General features: G+C 43.0%; 18 protein-coding genes and 3 tRNA genes. 14 read left to right on the plus strand and 7 right to left on the minus strand.

Annotated elements, in window-relative coordinates; genetic code table 11:
• The first annotated feature begins 346 nt into the window (after positions 1 to 346).
• On the plus strand, positions 347 to 2,467 hold the full coding sequence (locus C8N29_RS09520; RefSeq protein ID WP_107865827.1) for a bifunctional diguanylate cyclase/phosphodiesterase: 2,121 nt from the start codon (positions 347 to 349) through the stop codon (positions 2,465 to 2,467).
• A gap of 45 nt (positions 2,468 to 2,512) precedes the next feature.
• On the opposite strand, the gene C8N29_RS09525 is transcribed toward C8N29_RS09520, so the two are convergent.
• Complete coding sequence (locus C8N29_RS09525; protein ID WP_107865828.1) at positions 2,513 to 3,604, minus strand: fatty acid desaturase family protein; 1,092 nt, start codon at positions 3,602 to 3,604, stop codon at positions 2,513 to 2,515.
• A gap of 50 nt (positions 3,605 to 3,654) precedes the next feature.
• A complete protein-coding gene (locus C8N29_RS09530; protein ID WP_107865829.1) occupies positions 3,655 to 4,701 on the minus strand; it encodes a flavin reductase family protein in 1,047 nt (348 codons plus the stop codon).
• 276 nt (positions 4,702 to 4,977) lie between these two features.
• Between C8N29_RS09530 and fabR the strand changes: the two genes are divergently transcribed.
• The gene (fabR, locus tag C8N29_RS09535) at positions 4,978 to 5,652 is read left to right on the plus strand and encodes an HTH-type transcriptional repressor FabR (RefSeq protein WP_107865830.1); all 675 of its coding nucleotides are present in this window, start codon (positions 4,978 to 4,980) and stop codon (positions 5,650 to 5,652) included.
• Here the strand turns inward: fabR and C8N29_RS09540 are convergent.
• Genes C8N29_RS09540 through moaC form a run of 3 tightly spaced genes read right to left on the minus strand, consistent with a single transcriptional unit; the run spans position 5,649 to position 6,815 of the window.
• On the minus strand, positions 5,649 to 6,098 hold the full coding sequence (locus C8N29_RS09540) for a molybdenum cofactor biosynthesis protein MoaE (protein ID WP_107865831.1): 450 nt from the start codon (positions 6,096 to 6,098) through the stop codon (positions 5,649 to 5,651). The two genes, fabR and C8N29_RS09540, sit on opposite strands and share 4 nt — an antisense overlap.
• A gap of 1 nt (position 6,099) precedes the next feature.
• Positions 6,100 to 6,351 (minus strand): molybdopterin converting factor subunit 1, encoded by a 252-nt coding sequence (moaD, locus tag C8N29_RS09545; RefSeq protein ID WP_107865832.1) that lies wholly within the window; start codon positions 6,349 to 6,351, stop codon positions 6,100 to 6,102.
• The gene (moaC, locus tag C8N29_RS09550; RefSeq protein ID WP_107865833.1) at positions 6,348 to 6,815 is read right to left on the minus strand and encodes a cyclic pyranopterin monophosphate synthase MoaC; all 468 of its coding nucleotides are present in this window, start codon (positions 6,813 to 6,815) and stop codon (positions 6,348 to 6,350) included. Before moaC ends, moaD begins: the two co-directional genes overlap by 4 nt.
• 441 nt (positions 6,816 to 7,256) lie before the next feature.
• Here moaC and C8N29_RS09555 point away from each other — a divergent pair, with 441 nt between their 5' ends.
• The 4 genes from C8N29_RS09555 to purB all read left to right on the plus strand — a co-directional run bounded on the left by C8N29_RS09555 (position 7,257) and on the right by purB (position 10,952).
• Positions 7,257 to 7,715, plus strand: a complete 459-nt coding sequence (locus tag C8N29_RS09555) for an NUDIX hydrolase (protein ID WP_204509318.1) — start codon at positions 7,257 to 7,259, stop codon at positions 7,713 to 7,715.
• On the plus strand, positions 7,712 to 8,842 hold the full coding sequence (gene mnmA / locus C8N29_RS09560; RefSeq protein ID WP_146164448.1) for a tRNA 2-thiouridine(34) synthase MnmA: 1,131 nt from the start codon (positions 7,712 to 7,714) through the stop codon (positions 8,840 to 8,842). The genes C8N29_RS09555 and mnmA overlap by 4 nt, the downstream gene beginning before the upstream one ends.
• A gap of 5 nt (positions 8,843 to 8,847) precedes the next feature.
• A complete protein-coding gene (hflD, locus tag C8N29_RS09565; protein WP_107865836.1) occupies positions 8,848 to 9,492 on the plus strand; it encodes a high frequency lysogenization protein HflD in 645 nt (214 codons plus the stop codon).
• Positions 9,493 to 9,581: 89 nt separating this feature from the next.
• Positions 9,582 to 10,952, plus strand: coding sequence for an adenylosuccinate lyase (purB, locus tag C8N29_RS09570; protein ID WP_107865837.1), 1,371 nt, complete (start codon positions 9,582 to 9,584; stop codon positions 10,950 to 10,952).
• A gap of 49 nt (positions 10,953 to 11,001) precedes the next feature.
• Here the strand turns inward: purB and C8N29_RS09575 are convergent, their stop codons facing one another.
• Complete coding sequence (locus tag C8N29_RS09575; RefSeq protein ID WP_107865838.1) at positions 11,002 to 12,267, minus strand: diguanylate cyclase; 1,266 nt, start codon at positions 12,265 to 12,267, stop codon at positions 11,002 to 11,004.
• Between the two features lie 140 nt (positions 12,268 to 12,407).
• Here C8N29_RS09575 and C8N29_RS09580 point away from each other — a divergent pair, with 140 nt between their 5' ends.
• The 8 genes from C8N29_RS09580 to C8N29_RS09615 all read left to right on the plus strand — a co-directional run bounded on the left by C8N29_RS09580 (position 12,408) and on the right by C8N29_RS09615 (position 17,090).
• A complete protein-coding gene (locus tag C8N29_RS09580) occupies positions 12,408 to 13,124 on the plus strand; it encodes an iron-containing redox enzyme family protein (protein WP_107865839.1) in 717 nt (238 codons plus the stop codon).
• A 92-nt stretch (positions 13,125 to 13,216) separates the two neighbouring features.
• A complete protein-coding gene (locus C8N29_RS09585; protein WP_107865840.1) occupies positions 13,217 to 13,990 on the plus strand; it encodes a nucleotidyltransferase domain-containing protein in 774 nt (257 codons plus the stop codon).
• Between the two features lie 14 nt (positions 13,991 to 14,004).
• Positions 14,005 to 15,183, plus strand: coding sequence for a ribosomal protein uL16 3-hydroxylase (locus C8N29_RS09590; RefSeq protein ID WP_107865841.1), 1,179 nt, complete (start codon positions 14,005 to 14,007; stop codon positions 15,181 to 15,183).
• Position 15,184: 1 nt separating this feature from the next.
• Complete coding sequence (locus C8N29_RS09595; RefSeq protein ID WP_107865842.1) at positions 15,185 to 15,832, plus strand: DUF7931 domain-containing protein; 648 nt, start codon at positions 15,185 to 15,187, stop codon at positions 15,830 to 15,832.
• A 150-nt stretch (positions 15,833 to 15,982) separates the two neighbouring features.
• Positions 15,983 to 16,056: transfer RNA gene (locus tag C8N29_RS09600), tRNA-Cys, on the plus strand.
• A gap of 27 nt (positions 16,057 to 16,083) precedes the next feature.
• Positions 16,084 to 16,172 (plus strand) — tRNA-Leu (locus C8N29_RS09605).
• 32 nt (positions 16,173 to 16,204) lie between these two features.
• Positions 16,205 to 16,293 (plus strand) — tRNA-Leu (locus tag C8N29_RS09610).
• Positions 16,294 to 16,466: 173 nt separating this feature from the next.
• Complete coding sequence (locus tag C8N29_RS09615; protein WP_107865843.1) at positions 16,467 to 17,090, plus strand: FecR domain-containing protein; 624 nt, start codon at positions 16,467 to 16,469, stop codon at positions 17,088 to 17,090.
• On the opposite strand, the gene C8N29_RS09620 is transcribed toward C8N29_RS09615, so the two are convergent.
• Positions 17,087 to 17,899 carry an SDR family NAD(P)-dependent oxidoreductase gene (locus tag C8N29_RS09620; RefSeq protein WP_107865844.1) on the minus strand — a complete coding sequence of 271 codons (813 nt, stop codon included), beginning with the start codon at positions 17,897 to 17,899 and terminating at the stop codon, positions 17,087 to 17,089. The two genes, C8N29_RS09615 and C8N29_RS09620, sit on opposite strands and share 4 nt — an antisense overlap.
• Between the last annotated feature and the right edge of the window lie 206 nt (positions 17,900 to 18,105).

Consider the following 18,105-nt stretch of genomic DNA (forward strand, 5'->3'; position numbering starts at 1 on the left):
GACAAATGCTTTAAGACTCGTTAAAACACTTTAAGACGTTTTTTACCAACACTATCACAAGTTATAATGAGAGATAGTAGCATTCATCTATAAGCCATAATGAATAAGGGCTACACGTCGTCAGCGTATGGTGGCATAAATAACGTGTACTGAGATAACCCGCGTCATAGGCATCGTATCTGATATATGGCATGTTTAAGCAGTGACACAGTGAAAACTATTTGAGACAAAAGACATGCAAAGTATCCACAGCTCTAACGTAAACCTAACGGTGATTTAGGCTAAAATGGCCTGTATATTCACTGACTGTCACTGCATTACCACTTAAGAGACATTGTAGACTTTTATGGATAGCCCATGGCATAACTGGCAAATCGCTGCCTTCTCCAATCCGACACTAGACCTCTTTGTTTGGCAAATTTCTCCGTTTTTTGTCATTCTTAGTTTGATTTTGGCAAGTATCGGCTTCTACGCAATTACCCCTATTGCCGAACAAATGCAACGTATGCGTAATCCACGGCTCAAATTGGGTTGGCAACTTGTGTCTGGTGCTGTATTAGGTACAACCGTTTGGTCGAGTCACATTTTATTAAGTTTAGGCTTAAAGCTCCCTATTCCATCTCCAGATTTTAATATCGTCTGGCCATTATTGCTGGCAGTATTCAGTTATTTTTTACTGTTTTTTTTACTTGCCAGTCATCAGATTCACCCTGTCAAAAAATATGCTTGGCTGATGAGCCATACCTTTATTTTACTGCTGATTCAAGGCAGTTTTATTTTGCTACTGACTAAAAACAATTATGTGGACTTTCATCCATATCGCGCCGCGATTGCAGGCCTATTACTGGCATTCGTCAGTTTAGTGAGTTATGCCATTTTTACACACCAACCCAAACATGTTGTTAAATCGGGCATTCTGAGTGTGATAGCCGTGATTAGCTTAGTGATTGCCTTCAGGATTTCGTTAAGCAGCTTAGACCTATTTATCGTGCCGCCGATTATTAGTGAGCCACAACAGGCAACCAAAATTATTAGTGCGCTTTCGATTACCATTATTTTATTAGTGATGAATTTTTTAGTCTGCTTAGCCATTTATGCCCACAAAAAATTCCTAGACCAAGCAGATGCCCTAGCAGAAAACAAAAACGCCCTGAACCGCTTAAATAACGACCAACAATCTTTAGAAAGATTGGCAAATTTTGACAACTTAACAGGCTTACATAATCGTCATGCCTTTTTAGAAGCCTTCACGGCACGGCTGAATGAAGCACGGCAAGCCGCCAATAAACTTGCGGTATTATTTATTGATTTGGATAATTTCAAACAAATTAATGACTCTTTAGGTCACTCCGCAGGCGATGAACTCTTACGTATCATCTCCCGTCGTTTACGCTCTGTACTACGTGGCCATGACTTAATTGGTCGTATTGGTGGCGATGAGTTTTGTCTGATTGCCCCTATTAGCAGTACCGCAGAAGCCAAAGTGATTGCCACGCGTATTCTGCATAAAATGCAAGAGCCCATCACGCTGAGTGGACAAGTCGCTACCACAACCATCAGTATCGGTATTAGTCTGTTTCCGTATGATGGCGATACCCAAGATCAATTAATTAAAAATGCGGATACTGCCTTATATCAATCCAAAGGCAGTGGTCGTAACACGTTTAACTTTTACAGTGATTACTTACAACATAAGTCACATCGGGAATTATCTTTACAAAAAGACCTGCATGCGGCCATCACTCAATCGCAGCTCTTTTTGGACTATCAACCCGTTATCCGTTTAAGTGATGGCAAAATTATTGCGCTCGAGGCTTTAGTACGCTGGCAACACCCCGAAAAAGGCATCTTAACGCCCGAACACTTCATCAATATCGCCGAGTTTAATGGTTTTGTTGAGTTGGTCGATATGTGGGTCATTCGGCACATTTGCCGAGATATTAAAACCTTACTTAGCCATCAATTTCCGCTACGCATTAGCATGAATTGTTCGGCATTAAATATCAATAATGACCGTTTTATTCCCGAAGCAGAACGCATATTGCAAGAAGAAAATATTGACCGCCAATGGTTTTGTTTTGAATTATCAGAGGCCGTTTTATATGAGCATCGGCATAAAGCACCGCTATTTTTAGGCAAACTGATGCAGTCAAACATCAGATTGATTGTGGATGACTTTGGCTCCAGCGCCTCTTCACTGCTTTGGCTAAAAACGTTGCCTATTTGTGAACTAAAATTAGACCGCTGTTTATTATTAGACCCCAGTAATCATAGCGACCACGAAATTATTGCGGCACTGATTGCTATGTCGCACAAATTAGGCTGGTTAGTCACTGCTAAAGGGGTAGAGCTGCAAGAGCAAATTAGTCTATTACAAGATGAGCATTGCGATTTTGCGCAAGGTTATGCGTTTGGCAAACCTATGCGCTTTAATGAAGTACTGATGCGACTACGTGGTGAATCTTAAACCATAAGGCACATAGTCTTTTCTTTACAGACTATGTGCCTAAAATTAGACTGCCGAGAGCGGCGTTGTTAGGGGTTTGGAAGGCAACGCATAACGCACAATCCGCCCCAACACTTGGCCAAACTGTTTGGGCATAGAACCCGTATTATAGTGTTGGCCATAACGCTGACAAATGTCCCGTACTTCAACAGCCATCTCAGCATAACGACGCGCAGGAATATCAGGGAATAAATGATGCTCAATTTGATGACTCAAATTGCCTGTCATAATGTGAAATAATTTACCACCCGTTAAATTTGACGAGCCTTTTAATTGACGTAAATACCACTGGCCGCGTGTTTCATTGTGAATAATCTCTTTGGGAAACACTTCTACATCTGCGGTAAAATGCCCACAAAAAATCACCGAAAACGTCCATATATTACGCAGACCATTGGCGACCAAATTCCCCAACAAAACAGGCAAAAATAACGGGCCTGCTAATAAAGGAAACGCCACATAGTCTTTTAATAATTGTTTTTTGATTTTGGCAGCAATCGGTTGCCATTCCGCTTGAAACTGTTCTTTACTCTTTTTGCCTGCAAATACTTTGCCCAGCTCTAAGTCTTGAATAGCCACCCCCCATTGAAATAATAGGGCAAAAATGACCGCATAAATGGGTTGCCCTAAATAAAAAGGTCGCCAGCGTTGCTCGGGAAACAAGCGCAATAAGCCATAACCAATATCGTCATCCATCCCTTTCACATTGGTATAGGTATGATGCTTAAAATTATGTGTGTGCCGCCAATTATCACTGGTACCCACAATATCCCACTCGTAGCTTTTACCTTGTAAGTGTGGGTCACGCATCCAATCATATTGGCCATGCATCACATTATGGCCTAACTCCATGTTTTCTAAAATCTTAGACGTAGCCAATAACGCAGTTCCAGCCAACCAAGCAGGAGGAAAAATCCCTGCAAACAGTAAACCACGCCCCGCAATTTCGGTATAGCGGACAGCTTTGACAATACGACGAATGTATTGCGCATCTTTTTCGCCCAAATCGGCGACAATACGTTCACGCAATGCATCTAATTCTGCACCAAATTGTGCTATTTCGGCGGCGTTCAACACACGATTTTGAATATGACTCATACAAACCTCTGATTTTATTTATAATTTACTGCCTATCAGACCCAAGTAAATTACAAATCTAACACTAAATCGCTATAGGCACGGCTAGTACATAATTTAATCGCACCAGACTCTGCATTCAGCTCAGCGAACTGTAAATCTTCTGTTGTACCCACTAATTTTTGACAACTACAGGTATGACAAATCCCCATACGACAACCAGAAGGAGGATAAATACCCTCAGCTTCTAAAGCGGCTAATAACGACGTTCCTGTGGTTAGTGCTAACACTTTTTGGCTTTGTTTTAATTCCACACGGACTACCGCTTGTGCTGCCGAGTTGCTTAATTTGGGGGGTGTAAATGCTTCATATTGCTGAGAGATAGCCTTACTTGATAGCTGCTTAACCGTGTCAACAAATTCTGCATTGCCACAAATGAGAACATGGTACTCATCTAAAGTTGCGGTTAGTTGCTGCCATAATTCGGCATTGACACGGCCTGTTAAGCCGTGAGTTTGCGCTTCTTGAGTGAAGATAAACTTGATTGTCAAATTTTTATGGCGTTGGCTAAGATGTTGTAATTCCTCATAAAAACAGACATCAGCTTGTGTTTTTGCCCAATAAAATAAATAAATAGGCGCAAGTTGTTGCTCATCTAGACTATGTAATAAGCTCATCATGGGTGTAATGCCACTCCCTGCGGCAACTAATACCGTTGTTTTTTGTGGCACTAAATTAAATGTACCGTAGGCTTGGCTAATATCTACGATGTCGTCGACTTGCGCGTTCTCAATCAAATATCGGCTCACAGTACCTGTTGGATTTTGTTTAATCGTCACTCGCAATAATCCGTCTTTACGCGGTGCATGACTCAAACTAAAACTACGCGTTAAACGGGTACCCTGCACATCTACCGTCAAGTTGATATGTTGCCCTGCACTAAATCCTAAAAAATGTTTATTGGGTTTTAACCATAAGCTCACTGTATTTTTGGCCGATACTTGACGTGCCACGATGCGGGCAATTGGCCGTTGCCAACGCCATGTTAATCCCAACTCCTCTGCCCAAAAATCGATTGTTTTTTCTGACACTAAGGGCTGAATTACTGTTTTTAACATCACTCTATCGCCTTTGTTAGACAGTACCCAACATACTGTTTGCCTATGGAACAGCCACCATCATAACCATTTAATATACATTTGTATATACAAATGTATATTAAAAAGGAATCAAATGTTATTTTGCGTTAATTAACTTAAAATTAGGGAGTGTATAAAAAAGGCATGTGACTAAATAAACTAACTACGCTACACTGTTTATTGTTGTTGAGTCGTTTAGGCTCAACGTATACGCTATCAAAAATAATACTTCCTCAACCAGCAAAGGTAAGGTATATGAGTGAAACTGTTGTGTTACACGAAAAAGAAACGACCACAGTGATTCACCCTCAAGGACGTAAAGCGGTGATTACACGCGAAGATTTGATAAACGCAGCATTGCAGCTAGTTGGCCCACACCGTAGCATTTCTTCACTCAGTTTGCGTGAGGTGGCACGTGCTGCCAATATTGCTCCTAATAGTTTTTATCGTCACTTTCGGGATATGGACGAACTGGCAATTGCCTTAATTGATAAGGCAGGCCGCTCATTACGAACCATTATTGGTGCAGCAAGGCAACGCGCTAGCAGTGAGCGCAGTGTGATTAGAAGTTCTGTAGAAACTTTTTTAGAACAGCTCTCTGCCGATGAAGCCTTATTACATATTTTATTACGCGAAGGCAGTGTCGGCTCACCCGCCTTCAAAGAGGCCGTTGAACGGGAATTACGTTTTTTTGAAGAAGAGCTGTGTGCCGATTTAATTCGTTTGGGACAGGCCAAGAATCAGACTTTGTATGCGCCTGATGTAGTCGCTAAAGGCATGACCCGTTTAGTCTTTGCAATGGGTACAACTGCCCTCGACTTGCCACGAGAACGCCATGCCGAAATTATTGAACCCACGGTGATGATGTTACGGATGATGTTAGTTGGCTCACAAACCTTACTTGACCAGCCACAATTACAAACTCGTTAATTTTGCCATTTTGCTAAAGCCTGCGTATCTGTGGCTTTAGCCTCTACCCAATAGTTTTGCCCATTGATGTACTCTTTTTTCCAAAATGGGGCTTCGGTTTTCAAATAATCCATGATGAACTCACAGGCAGCAAAAGCAGAATGTCGATGTTGACTTGCCACCGCCACCAACACAATTTGTGCATGTGCAGGCAAATAGCCAATACGATGAATCACCCTTAGCCCCAATAATGGCCAACGTAACTCCGCCTGCTGTACAATACGGACTAATGATTTATACGTCATTGCAGGATAGTATTCTAGTTCAATTGCAGTGACTTGCCCCTGCGTCGCATAGTCTCTCACTAATCCGACAAAGCTCACGAAGGCACCCATTTGGTTACAACTTTTTCTTAACTGTTGTAACTCATGCGCCAAGTCAAAATCTTCTTGCTGAATACTAATCATCTTAACCCCCTGTGACAGGTGGAAAAAAAGCCACTTCATCACCTACTGTAATTATTGCTTGCTGCGTCGTCATTTCTTGATTCACTGCCACCAACACGCCTTGGGGACAATCAAATAAATCATGCCAATGTCCACCACGCTGGGCTAATTGTTGCAATAACTCCGTTACGGTTAACGGAAAAGTCGTGGGGTATTGCTCTTGGTCTAAGCCTAATTTTTCTCTAAAACGCGCAAAATATAAAATTTTTATCATCGTTGCCAATCTCCCGACTTACCACCCTTTTTTTCTAGCAGTTGAATATTTTCAATGACCATGCCTTTATCAACAGCTTTACACATATCGTAAATCGTCAATGCCGCAACCGAAACTGCGGTTAAGGCTTCCATTTCCACCCCCGTCTGGCCAGTCAGTTTACACGTTGCCGTCACATATAATTGTGTAGATGAGTCTGCTTGAAACGTCACCGTCACCGAAGACAACATTAAAGGATGGCACAATGGAATCAAATCGGCTGTTTTTTTGGCCGCTTGAATGCCTGCAATACGGGCGACAGCCAAAACATCCCCTTTGGCATGTTGCCCCTCCATAATCATTGCTAAGGTAGTTGCCTGCATGGTGACGATTGCTTGTGCACGGGCAATACGATGAGTCAACGATTTATCAGTAACATCGACCATACGTGCTGCGCCCGTTTCATCTAAATGGGTTAATGCCATAATGTCTCTCAGGTTAAAAAATTCATGGGTTTTATCGCTTAAAAACCCTGAATGCAACTATGCTGTTACAAGGCGATAGTCAATAAATCCTGTCCCATCTTGCAGCAATTGCTGCAACTGGCCATTGTTAATGGTTCGCCTATTGGCTTAAGCAGAGAAGAATAGCGTATCATGCCGCCAGATGATAGCGTAACGCTCGTGATGTTAAATCGCTGGTCTTAGCATAACTGATGGCGCAAGTTAGTGAGCTGATTATCTTGCGCTCACGATAGAATGTAACTGAAATGGCGTGCAATTATTCGTGTATTTTAGGGTCTGTTAACGTGTTGATTGTGAATGTCAACAGCCCCTAATCTGAGTGACGTTAATTCGGCGGGAATCACCTAGATAGCTAGCGCATAGCGGATGTTGAATTGTTATATAACTACATAGGAAGCATAAATCATGACTTGGCAACCTCATGTCACCGTCGCCGTTGTGGTTGAACGTGACGGTAAATTTTTATTAGTTGAAGAAGAAACTCTGTCTTCGCACGTGGATGTTTATAATCAGCCCGCAGGGCATGTCGAGCAAGGCGAAACCCTGATTGTCGCTGCCAAACGCGAGGCATTAGAAGAAACAGGCTGGGAAGTCGAGCCGACACACTTACTGGGTGTATATACCTATACTCCACCCAATAGCCCCGATATGAGCTATTATCGTTTTTGTTTTATTGCAAAAGCCATTCATCACTATGAGCGGCCATTAGATGAAGGTATCATTCGCGCTGTTTGGTTAACCTTAGATGAGTTAATCGCCACGGAGCGTGCCCGTAGTCCACTGGTCATTCAATGTATCCGCGATTATCTCAAAGGCCAAGCCTATCCTTTAGCCCTGATTTACGAACATCCTATAGCATGAATGTGATAACTCCTCATCACCGCCCCAAAGTCATCGTTGGCATGTCGGGTGGTGTAGACTCCTCGGTGTCTGCTTATCTTTTGTGTCAACAAGGCTTTCATGTTGAAGGCCTATTTATGAAAAACTGGGAAGAAGATGACGGCACAGCGTATTGTACCGCCAAAGAAGACTTAGCTGACGCACAAGCCGTGTGTGATAAATTAGGCATTAAGTTGCATACGGCTAACTTTGCCAGTGAGTATTGGGATAGGGTCTTTGAGCACTTTTTGGCCGAATACCGTGCAGGCCGCACGCCCAACCCCGATATTTTGTGCAATAAAGAAATCAAATTTAAGGCTTTCTTAGACTATGCCCTTGTCTTGGGTGCAGATTATATTGCCACAGGCCACTACACCCGCCGTAGTAACCATGTTGATTGCGCCCAACTGCTTAAAGGCTTAGATGCCAATAAAGACCAAAGCTACTTTTTGCATGCGGTCAATGGCAAACAAATTGCCCGTACCCTATTTCCTGTCGGTGAGTTACCCAAAACAGAGGTACGACGTATTGCTGCCGAACAAGGTTTTATCAATCACGCCAAAAAAGACTCGACGGGCATTTGTTTTATAGGTGAGCGCCGCTTTCGAGACTTTTTACAACAATATCTGCCCGCACAAAAAGGCGAAATTGTCACCGATGAGGGCAAAGTCATTGGTGAGCATTTAGGTTTGATGTATTACACGCTCGGCCAACGTCAAGGAATTGGTATCGGTGGCATTAAAAATACTGCCGAAGCACCATGGTTTGTTGTTGCTAAAGACCTTGTCAATAACCGTTTAATCATTGGTCAAGGCCACGAACACCCATTAATGATGAGTCGTAGTTTATATAGCGAGCAACTTGACTGGGTTGCGGGTCAGTGTCCTACCTTACCTTTACGTTGCAAAGCCAAAACACGCTATCGCCAACCCGACCAAGACTGCCACATTTTTGCTGAGTCGAATGGCGTTCGTGTCGTCTTTGATGAGCTACAACGTGCCGTCACGCCGGGTCAGTCTGTCGTATTTTATCTTGATGATATGTGTTTAGGTGGCGGGGTGATTGAGCACACGAGTACAGACTCCTGTTCGTATGTAATAGAGCGATAATAAAGATGACAGACATACATAAACAAAAAACCTTAGCCTTAGCCGCTGTCTTTCAAGCGGCTGCTTTGTGTGACCAATTAGCACGACGCGGGCAAGCCGACCCTGATGCCTTAAAAGTGCTATTAGACAGCATTGTTGTCTTTGATACAGACAATCCGAATGCCATTTATGGTAGTGCTAAAAATCTTAAACTTGGCTTACGCGCCTTAGAAAATAGCCTCACTGACGCAGGACAAAACCAGCCAGAATCCGCTGAACCCTTACGTTATGCGCTAGGTCTCATTCATCTAGAAGGTCAATTGAACAAATCAAACGCCTTACTCCATACACTCAGGCAACGTCTAGAACAAAGTCAGGCACAATTAGCACATTTTGACCATGACATTTTAGCACAGGGGATGGTAAATAACTTTGCCAGTATTTATGTCGATACGGTGGGTACACTGCGTTTTCGGCTCAAAATCGTCGGCAATCAGCAGCGTTTAGAAACTGCGGGTATTCCCGAAAAAATTCGCGCTTGTTTGTTAGCGGGCATTCGTGGTGCTTGGTTATGGCGACGTTTGGGAGGGCGTAGATGGCACCTGTTATTTACCCGCTCACAAATCTTGACGGAGTTACGCGTACTGATTCGTGAAGCCCAACAGAGCTAAATACTCGCAGATTCACCGCGATTACTATATCATTCGCGCTTTGTTTTTTTGGGGCTACACGCCCCCTTCTTTTTTATTTGGAGTCCGCGATGTTAAGCACTCTCACAGCCCTTTCCCCTATTGATGGCCGTTACGCCAGTAAAGTCGACAGTTTACGGCCTTGGTTTAGTGAGTTTGGCCTCATTCGCGCCCGTGTTACCGTTGAGGTGCGTTGGCTACAACAACTGAGTAACCATCCTAAGATTGCCGAAGTCCCTGCTTTTAGCGCAGACGCCAATACATTTTTGGATGAGTTAGTCGCTAACTTTTCAGAAGCAGATGCAGAATGGATTAAAACCAAAGAACGGGTCACAAATCACGATGTTAAAGCCGTCGAATACTTCTTAAAAGATAAAGTAGCGACAATGCCCGAATTAGCCCAAGTGACAGAATTCATTCACTTTGCCTGCACCTCAGAAGATATTAACAACCTGAGTCATGGTTTAATGTTAAATGCAGGCCGAGACATCATCCTTAACCAAATGCAAGCGGTGTATCAAGCTATTCGTCAACTCAGTGTGCAATATGCCGATTTAGCCATGTTATCACGGACACATGGTCAAACCGCTTCGCCTACTACCTTAGGTAAAGAAATGGCGAATGTGGCTTACCGCTTAGGTCGTCAAATTGAACAAGTCAAGGGTGTCACTATTTTAGGTAAAATCAACGGCGCTGTGGGTAATTACAACGCCCATTTATCTGCCTATCCAGATATTGATTGGCAAGCTAATGCTCAAGACTTTATTGAAAGTTTAGGCTTGAGCTACAATCCTTATACCACGCAAATTGAACCGCACGATTATATAGCCGAGTTATTTGATGCCATTAAACGCTTCAACACCATTCTCATTGACTTTAACCGTGATGTTTGGGGTTATATTTCTTTAGGCTATTTCAAACAAAAATTAAAAGATGGCGAAGTAGGCTCATCGACCATGCCGCATAAAGTCAACCCAATTGACTTTGAAAATTCTGAAGGCAACTTAGGCTTAGCCAATGCTATTTTGAGTCATTTAGCCGAAAAGCTGCCTATTTCTCGCTGGCAACGTGACCTGACTGACTCCACCGTATTGCGCAATTTAGGGGTTGGTCTTGCACACAGCGTTATTTCTTATGAAGCGGCCTTAAAAGGGATTGGCAAATTAGAAGTTAACCCGCAGCGTTTAGCTGAAGACCTTAATAATGCATGGGAAGTGTTGGCCGAACCTATTCAAACGGTGATGCGTCGTTTTGGTATTGCTGAACCCTATGAAAAACTCAAAGCCTTTACCCGTGGCAAAGTCATCACTGCTAGCGATATCCAAGCCTTTTTAGCGAGTGATGAAATGGCGAGCTTACCTGCTGAGGCCAAAGCGGCATTAGCTGCCCTCACACCTGCTAACTATATTGGCAATGCCAATACACAAGCCAAAGCCATCTAAGATACATCTAGCAAAAGCCTTAACCAAGGTTAAGGCTTTTTTACCTTCCTTAATGATGCCGAGTTTTTGTTTTATCACGTGTTGGCTCAGGCAAATACGTCGTCGTTAAGATGTCCTGCTCATATATGACATAACGCTGTCTGCCTGTAGTTTTAGCACGATACAATGCCATATCCGCTTGTTTAATCAATCCATCAACACCCAAATCTTGATGAGGGATGGCGACCGTTGCCCCCATACTCAAACTGATATAATCCCCTAAGGGGGATGTTACATGAGGAATAGCTAACTCAAAAATAGCTAACTGTAAACGTGCCAAGTAATGATTTAGCTCGACTAAAGACAGATTCGGTAACACCAATAAAAACTCTTCGCCACCATAGCGTGCCGCTAAGTCACTACTTCGACTGGTTTGTTGTTTTAGGGCGGTGGCAATTTTTTGTAAACACACATCCCCTGCTTGATGACCATAATAATCGTTATATAACTTAAAATAATCGACATCAATCATCACGACTGCCAGTGGTGTTTGCTGTCTATATGCGCGTTGCCACTCTTTACGAAACATATCTTGTAAATAACGTCTGTTGGCAAGTCCCGTTAAAGCATCTTCGCAAGAAAGTATGGCAAGTTGTTGATTTTTGGCCTCACTTTCTGCATGTGCTAACTGTAATAGACATGACTGTAAAAACTTTGCTCGTTGCTGATGGTCGGTCACATAGGCCAAGCACATACCTAAAATACTACTTCCTGTATAGGTTCGATGAAAAAGAAGCCAATCAATATCAGCTTGCAAGTATAAGGTCAAAATCATCCCTAAAATGCCGCCCCCCCAACCCGCAATACATGCTGTATAAAAACGCAAGCCCACAAAGCCATAAACAATGATTGTGGCGTACATAATCCCTGCGTGCGACAAAATATTACTTTTTCCTATATAGGGAATTGACGCCACCGCAAACGACAAAGCCACGGCAATTAAACTGCCTAAACCGACATACCACTCAAAATACGGCATCAATTTTTTGACATGTGCTAACACCCCAGCACCGATAATAATCAGACCGACCCAGCCATATATGGCCAGCCAATTATTAAATTCGCCTTTGGGGAGCAACCCAATAATGCCTGTACTGAGAACAAAATATAAAAATAAAATGACAAAGGAACGGGAGCGAAAATTGATACTAGCCTGTTCGTTATGGAATTGGCGGTAAATTTTTTCAATGGGAGAAGGAAAATGTAGCGTGATAAACCCTTGCTGTAGGGTTTGTTGAATGATTTCTTTATAAGGGGAAATATACTGACAGTCCATTGTGTCTAATCCTTCACAGATTGATGAGAATCTGAGGCAGTCAAAGCAAAGCCGTTCTAACCTATGCCTTAGCGAATAGCTAACTTATAATGCAAGTGTAGCCATGTTTAATTAAAATACCAAGAATAAGGATATTCACCATGAAAACTCATTTAGAAATCGTGCCGCTTTCAGGTTGGTCTGCCGAATTTTGGCAAACACTCACCCCCCTCAAAAATCAGATTGCCTCACATCCACTTTTTGTCGATATGACCGCAGGTCATTTGTCTTTAAAAGGATTTCGCCATGCGTTACTGAATTTTTATCCTCTCATTGCTAATTTTCCTGCTTATATGGCACTGAATTTAGCCAAAACGACACATCTTCAAAATAACGCTATACAGGCAACACGGACGTGGTTAATTCATAATATTAAAACCGAGGAGCGACATTTGCAGTGGTATCGTGACTGGGCGCTAAGTTTTGGTGTCTCTCTTCATGAGCTTGAACAGGTCACACCGCCACCAGCGATGAACGCAATCAACCATTTTTTATGGCATATCAATCAGAGGGGTTCAGTTGCCGATAGTCTGGCAGCAACTAACTTAGCCATAGAATGGGCAACAGGTGAATGGAGTAGTCAGGTATTTGCGGGTATCAGCACCTACGCGCAGCAAAACATCAGCATTAACCCACGGACAATTGCATGGTTAAAAGCACATGCCCACTATGATGACTTACATCCTTATGAAGCCATGGAGCTTATTCGGCAATTATGTTTAGAGGACTGTTTAGCGCAAAAATCCGCATTAAATACGGCTATAGAAGGCATGCACTATTATTTAATGGCCTTAGATGATTGTTATCAATCCGCTTAAGCCCACTTCTCCATCACTATCAACACAAAAATCTCACTGTCTGTCAAAAAAGCATATTACAATTCAGGTTTTACTTCATACTAGGTTAAATAATGCAAGATAGCATTTTAGCGGAGTTACAACGTATTGAAGCACAATACCAAGTCACTATTTTATGGGCATGCGAATCGGGCAGCCGCGCATGGGGCTTTCCCTCACCCGATAGTGATTATGATGTACGATTTATTTATGCTCAAAAGCCCAGTAGTTATATTCGGGTGTTTGATAAACGCGATGTGATTGAAGAACCGATTGATGGCTTATTAGACATTAGTGGTTGGGATATTAAAAAAGCCTTAGGTTTGTTGCGAAAATCGAATCCTGCATTGATGGAATGGTTATCTTCGCCCATCATTTATCGTCAACACGCTGCCATTGAACCACTAAGAGCCTTAGCACAAGCTTCATTTTTGCCATTGTCGTCTTGCCATCATTATTTGTCGATGGCTCGTCAGGATATTAACAAACTGGTCATTGGCAGCGACATTCGTCTCAAAAAGTATCTCTATATGTTTAGAGCCTTATTAGCCACGCAATGGGTAATTGCCAATAATAACCAACCACCAATGGCTTTTATTGAGTTGGTCAATCGTTTTTTGCCAAGTGGTGATATTCGTGAGCAAATTGATGAATTATTGGTGTTAAAAGGCCAAGTCTTAGAAAGTGAACATATTCCGCCCCAAGAAGAATTGGATGCTTATTTATTAGCCTTATTTAGCCGTTTAGAAAAACAATTACCCGCCGCCAGCACACCTGTGAGTGTTGATGTCTTTGATACATGTTTACTCGACACTTTACAGATAGCTTACCCACATTTGCATTTATAACTTGAGATATTGTCATGACCGCAACGAATATTCCTTTGTCTTATTTAGGTGGCTTAACTGCCGACGAATTTTTACGTGATTATTGGCAAAAAAAACCCTTATTAGTCCGTAATGCTTTTCCTGAATTAGCGATGATGGTTGGCAAAGAAGACTTACTAGAACTTGGCCAAGAAGACAGTATCGAAGCGCGTATTATTTTAGAAAAAGACGGCAAAAAACCGTGGGAATTACGCAAAGGGCCGTTTAATAGCAAAGTTTATAAAACCCTCCCCAAAACGCATTGGACGATTTTAGTACAAGCTGTTGACCATTATTTTCCAGAATTAGCAATTTTTTGGCAAAATTTTAGTTTTATACCCAGTTGGCGTACCGATGACATTATGATTTCTTATGCGCCTGTTGGCGGTTCTGTAGGTAAACACTTTGACCAATATGATGTCTTTTTAGTGCAAGGCTCAGGACAACGTCGCTGGCAACTGGGTGAGTTTTGTGACAAAAATGCCGCCTTAGTCGCCAATACGTCATTACGCATTTTACAAGATATGCCAGTCACGTTTGATGAGGTCTTAAATGCAGGTGACTTGTTATATGTACCACCCAAATTAGCGCATTATGGTGTCGCCCAAAACGAGTGCATTACTTACTCGTTTGGCTTTAGAGCACCGTCATTAAGTCATGTATTAGAACAGTTAGTCGATACGGCTTTAGCGCATACAGGCTCAGAAAATCTTTATCAAGACAAAGACTTACAAGCGCAAACGCATCATGCTTGGCTCAATCCCGCGCATTTACAACAACTACAAACACAAGTCTTGGCGTTACTGAATCAACCGACGCTCTTAACAGAGGCTCTAGCACCCTTTTTAAGCGAAGCCAAATACGATGATTACGAGCCCGCAGGCGAAGCCATGACCCCGATTACCTTGGTCAAAAAACTGGAGTCGGGAGTCGTATTGTGCCGTGACCCTGCCTCGCGTTTTGTGTATGTCGGTGAAGCAGGTTCTGCACATGCCTTGTACATTAATGGTGAATCTGTGGACATTGACGGCGCAGAGTCTACATTTATTGCATTAGTCGCAGATAACCGTCAGTTGACTTGGCCTGCCTTACAACATCATTTAGCCAATACCGCTAACCAAACGTGGTTAAGCCAACAAGTTGAAGCGGGTTATTGGTTGTTATTGGAAGATTAATATGATGCACTCCCCTGATGATAAACTGCGTGAAGATGGCACAATTGACTATGTGCCACCTGTCATCACTCAACCCTTAGCGATTATTAAAGACAGTGACAGCACACTGACACCCCGTCCTACCGTCCTATTTAGTGATGAACAACTGACGCCGTTTATCTTGGGGGAAACTGAAAACCGTATTGAATTATCACATTTGGTGATGTTGCAAAGTGCGGCTATTGCATTGTTAGCCCAAACGCAACGCGAAATCTTAGTCATTAGTCCCGATTTAGAACATGAGCGTTTTGATAACGATGCGTTTATTAACGCCTTATCTGGATTTAGTCGTTCTAGTCGGTATACCATCACCCGAATCTTATTAGCTGACCCTCGTTTGGCGATTGCCGATGGCCATCGTCTCGTCAAACTGATGCGTAAACTCAGTAGCCTGATTGAGATTCGACAAGCGCACGAAGATGATATACCGCATTTAGAAGCCGTGATGATTGCAGACAATATGGGCTTATTACGTTGTACGCAACGTGACCCGTGGCGTGGCTCTCTGCTAGCCAAAGGCATCCCCTACGCCCAACAAGCTCGTCAACGCTTTCTAGAATGGTGGGAGCGTAGCAGTGAGATTATGGATTTTAGAGAGCTGAAGATTTAAACGCCTAAAATAGAAATAACCATCGACCTAAGCCGCTGTTTTAGCTCAAAAAAACAGCGCTCCCTCTGGTTTATATACTATTTGTCTATATTTGAAGCAAACAGAGTTGACGACCAACCTCAAGCTATATATCATTTGCGTCCTTGGTACGGCCGGGTAGCAAAGTGGCTATGCAGCGGACTGCAACTCCGTATACGCCGGTTCGATTCCGGCCTCGGCCTCCAGTGGATGTTTCCACAACAAGTTATTACGCCTAGGTGGTGAAATTGGTAGACACAAGGGACTTAAAATCCCTCGGCTGGTGACAGCCGTGCCGGTTCGATTCCGGCCCTAGGCACCATGTAATAACCCCCGCTCAAAACCATCTTATAAGCCTAGGTGGTGAAATTGGTAGACACAAGGGACTTAAAATCCCTCGGCTGGTGACAGCCGTGCCGGTTCGATTCCGGCCCTAGGCACCATTTACATACCCATTAAGATACTCTCATCTCACAAATGTATTTCTCATACAATCCATACTCGCTGTAAGTGCTGGTTCATTTCATTTTCGTATATAAAAAATCTATCTCACGTGTTACAACTGCTGACTAAGCGTGTCTAATCGTCATGACACTCATATACAGCGGAGAAATGTATGCGCGCTAACTGCCAATGCCAAAGTCGGCGTCAATTTTTAGGTCAAGGGCTAGGCTTAGGTTTAGCTTTGTTACTCCCTTCTTTGGGAGATGCCAGCCAATTTACCGCCACCGAAGGCAGTATTTGGATAGATGGCCGTAAAGCACAACAGAAAATGTCGGTTAATGCCAATAGTCGTATCAAAACAGGCGCTAACGGTAAAGCCCAGTTTGTCATTGGGGATAATGCATTTTTATTAGCGGCCAACAGTGAAGTACGGTTTAACCCCATTCGCAAACGCTCGACTACTATTTCTGGTCTGCGTTTACTGACTGGTGGTTTACTGAGTGTGTTTGGGACAGGAAATAAAAAATTACTCACACCGACCGCTACGATTGGTATTCGCGGGACAGGTGTTTATATGATGGCTGAGGCAGACAGCAGTTATATCTGCTTATGTTACGGCAAAGTCGATTTAGCAGCCAATCATAGCCCTGCACTTAACTACCCACTCAGTGCAGAACATCATCTAGGCAAACTAGTGGGCAGTGATGGCAGTGTCGTAGAAACAGGGATGCAAGGCCATACCGACGAGGAGCTGGTTATGCTAGAAGCACTCGTGGGTCGTAAAGTCCCTTTTTAACGGGTATTACCTTTCCATTGATTCATCGACGTCGAAATACCCAAGGCTTTAGCGGCCTTATCCCACCACTTTTGTGACAGTGCTGCCCGCAATAAATCAACCGATTTAACAGTCAACGGCTCTTTCACAAAAGGCTGATTACGCTCAATCGCTTCCATAATTTTATCAACGACTTTTTCTGGACTCAGATTGGCTAATAACGCAGGTGGTTTGATACCTTCAAACATCCCGCTTGTTAAATAACCTGAGCAGACAGTTGTCACCCCGACTTGTTCAAAACCGCGCTCAGCCAATTCCAAACGAATGGATTCAGACAAGCCAATCACTGCCCATTTACTGGCAGCATAACTCGAACCATAAGGTAAACCAATATAGCCTGACGCGCTGGCAATATTGACAATATGACTGTCAGGGCTTTCAAGTAAGTCGGTAAAAAAAGTATGGGTAATGGCCATGAGACCGATGTTATTGACTTGTTGGGTCAATAAATGTTTGTCTAAGGGCATCATCTCAAATGCACCACCGAAGACAATGGCTGCATTATTAACGAGCGCATCAATTTTTCCAATATCACGATGAATTTGTTGCTTAAACGATGATATAGCCTCTAAATCCGCAATATCTAACGCATAAGCCCACGCTTGACGGCCAATATCTAAAATTTCAGCCGCTACTTTTTCGGCGCTGACATAGTTTAAATCGGTGACAATCACATCTGCGCCACGCGCTGCAAAAGCGAGTGCTAATAAGCGCCCTAAGCCATTGCCAGCCCCTGTTATAATCACTTTACGGCCATAAAACTGTTTCACACGTTGCGCTCCATACCATGATGCTTAAGGGTAAACAAATACAAGGCATACATTCTAAGTTTAGTCTGCTTTTCTCGGCGATAGATTCATTTTGTCTGACAGTCATCAACGATTGGTATAAACGCTAACTTTAAGCGGATAAACGGTTTATGAGATACCGTCCATCGCGAATAATGCATGATATAAGGTTTGACAAATGCCCCTGT

Origin of the sequence: Agitococcus lubricus (assembly GCF_003051055.1) — a bacterium.
Taxonomy (GTDB): Bacteria; Pseudomonadota; Gammaproteobacteria; order Pseudomonadales; family Moraxellaceae; genus Agitococcus; species Agitococcus lubricus.

Bases quoted from the DNA above. Each gene is read 5' to 3' on its own strand.
- C8N29_RS09520 (WP_107865827.1), top strand. From the start codon at position 347: ATGGATAGCCCATGGCATAACTGGCAAATCGCTGCCTTCTCCAATCCG.
- C8N29_RS09525 (WP_107865828.1), bottom strand. From the start codon at position 3,604: ATGAGTCATATTCAAAATCGTGTGTTGAACGCCGCCGAAATAGCACAA.
- C8N29_RS09530 (WP_107865829.1), bottom strand. From the start codon at position 4,701: ATGTTAAAAACAGTAATTCAGCCCTTAGTGTCAGAAAAAACAATCGAT.
- fabR (WP_107865830.1), top strand. From the start codon at position 4,978: ATGAGTGAAACTGTTGTGTTACACGAAAAAGAAACGACCACAGTGATT.
- C8N29_RS09540 (WP_107865831.1), bottom strand. From the start codon at position 6,098: ATGATTAGTATTCAGCAAGAAGATTTTGACTTGGCGCATGAGTTACAA.
- moaD (WP_107865832.1), bottom strand. From the start codon at position 6,351: ATGATAAAAATTTTATATTTTGCGCGTTTTAGAGAAAAATTAGGCTTA.
- moaC (WP_107865833.1), bottom strand. From the start codon at position 6,815: ATGGCATTAACCCATTTAGATGAAACGGGCGCAGCACGTATGGTCGAT.
- mnmA (WP_146164448.1), top strand. From the start codon at position 7,712: ATGAATGTGATAACTCCTCATCACCGCCCCAAAGTCATCGTTGGCATG.
- hflD (WP_107865836.1), top strand. From the start codon at position 8,848: ATGACAGACATACATAAACAAAAAACCTTAGCCTTAGCCGCTGTCTTT.
- purB (WP_107865837.1), top strand. From the start codon at position 9,582: ATGTTAAGCACTCTCACAGCCCTTTCCCCTATTGATGGCCGTTACGCC.
- C8N29_RS09575 (WP_107865838.1), bottom strand. From the start codon at position 12,267: ATGGACTGTCAGTATATTTCCCCTTATAAAGAAATCATTCAACAAACC.
- C8N29_RS09580 (WP_107865839.1), top strand. From the start codon at position 12,408: ATGAAAACTCATTTAGAAATCGTGCCGCTTTCAGGTTGGTCTGCCGAA.
- C8N29_RS09585 (WP_107865840.1), top strand. From the start codon at position 13,217: ATGCAAGATAGCATTTTAGCGGAGTTACAACGTATTGAAGCACAATAC.
- C8N29_RS09590 (WP_107865841.1), top strand. From the start codon at position 14,005: ATGACCGCAACGAATATTCCTTTGTCTTATTTAGGTGGCTTAACTGCC.
- C8N29_RS09595 (WP_107865842.1), top strand. From the start codon at position 15,185: ATGATGCACTCCCCTGATGATAAACTGCGTGAAGATGGCACAATTGAC.
- C8N29_RS09615 (WP_107865843.1), top strand. From the start codon at position 16,467: ATGCGCGCTAACTGCCAATGCCAAAGTCGGCGTCAATTTTTAGGTCAA.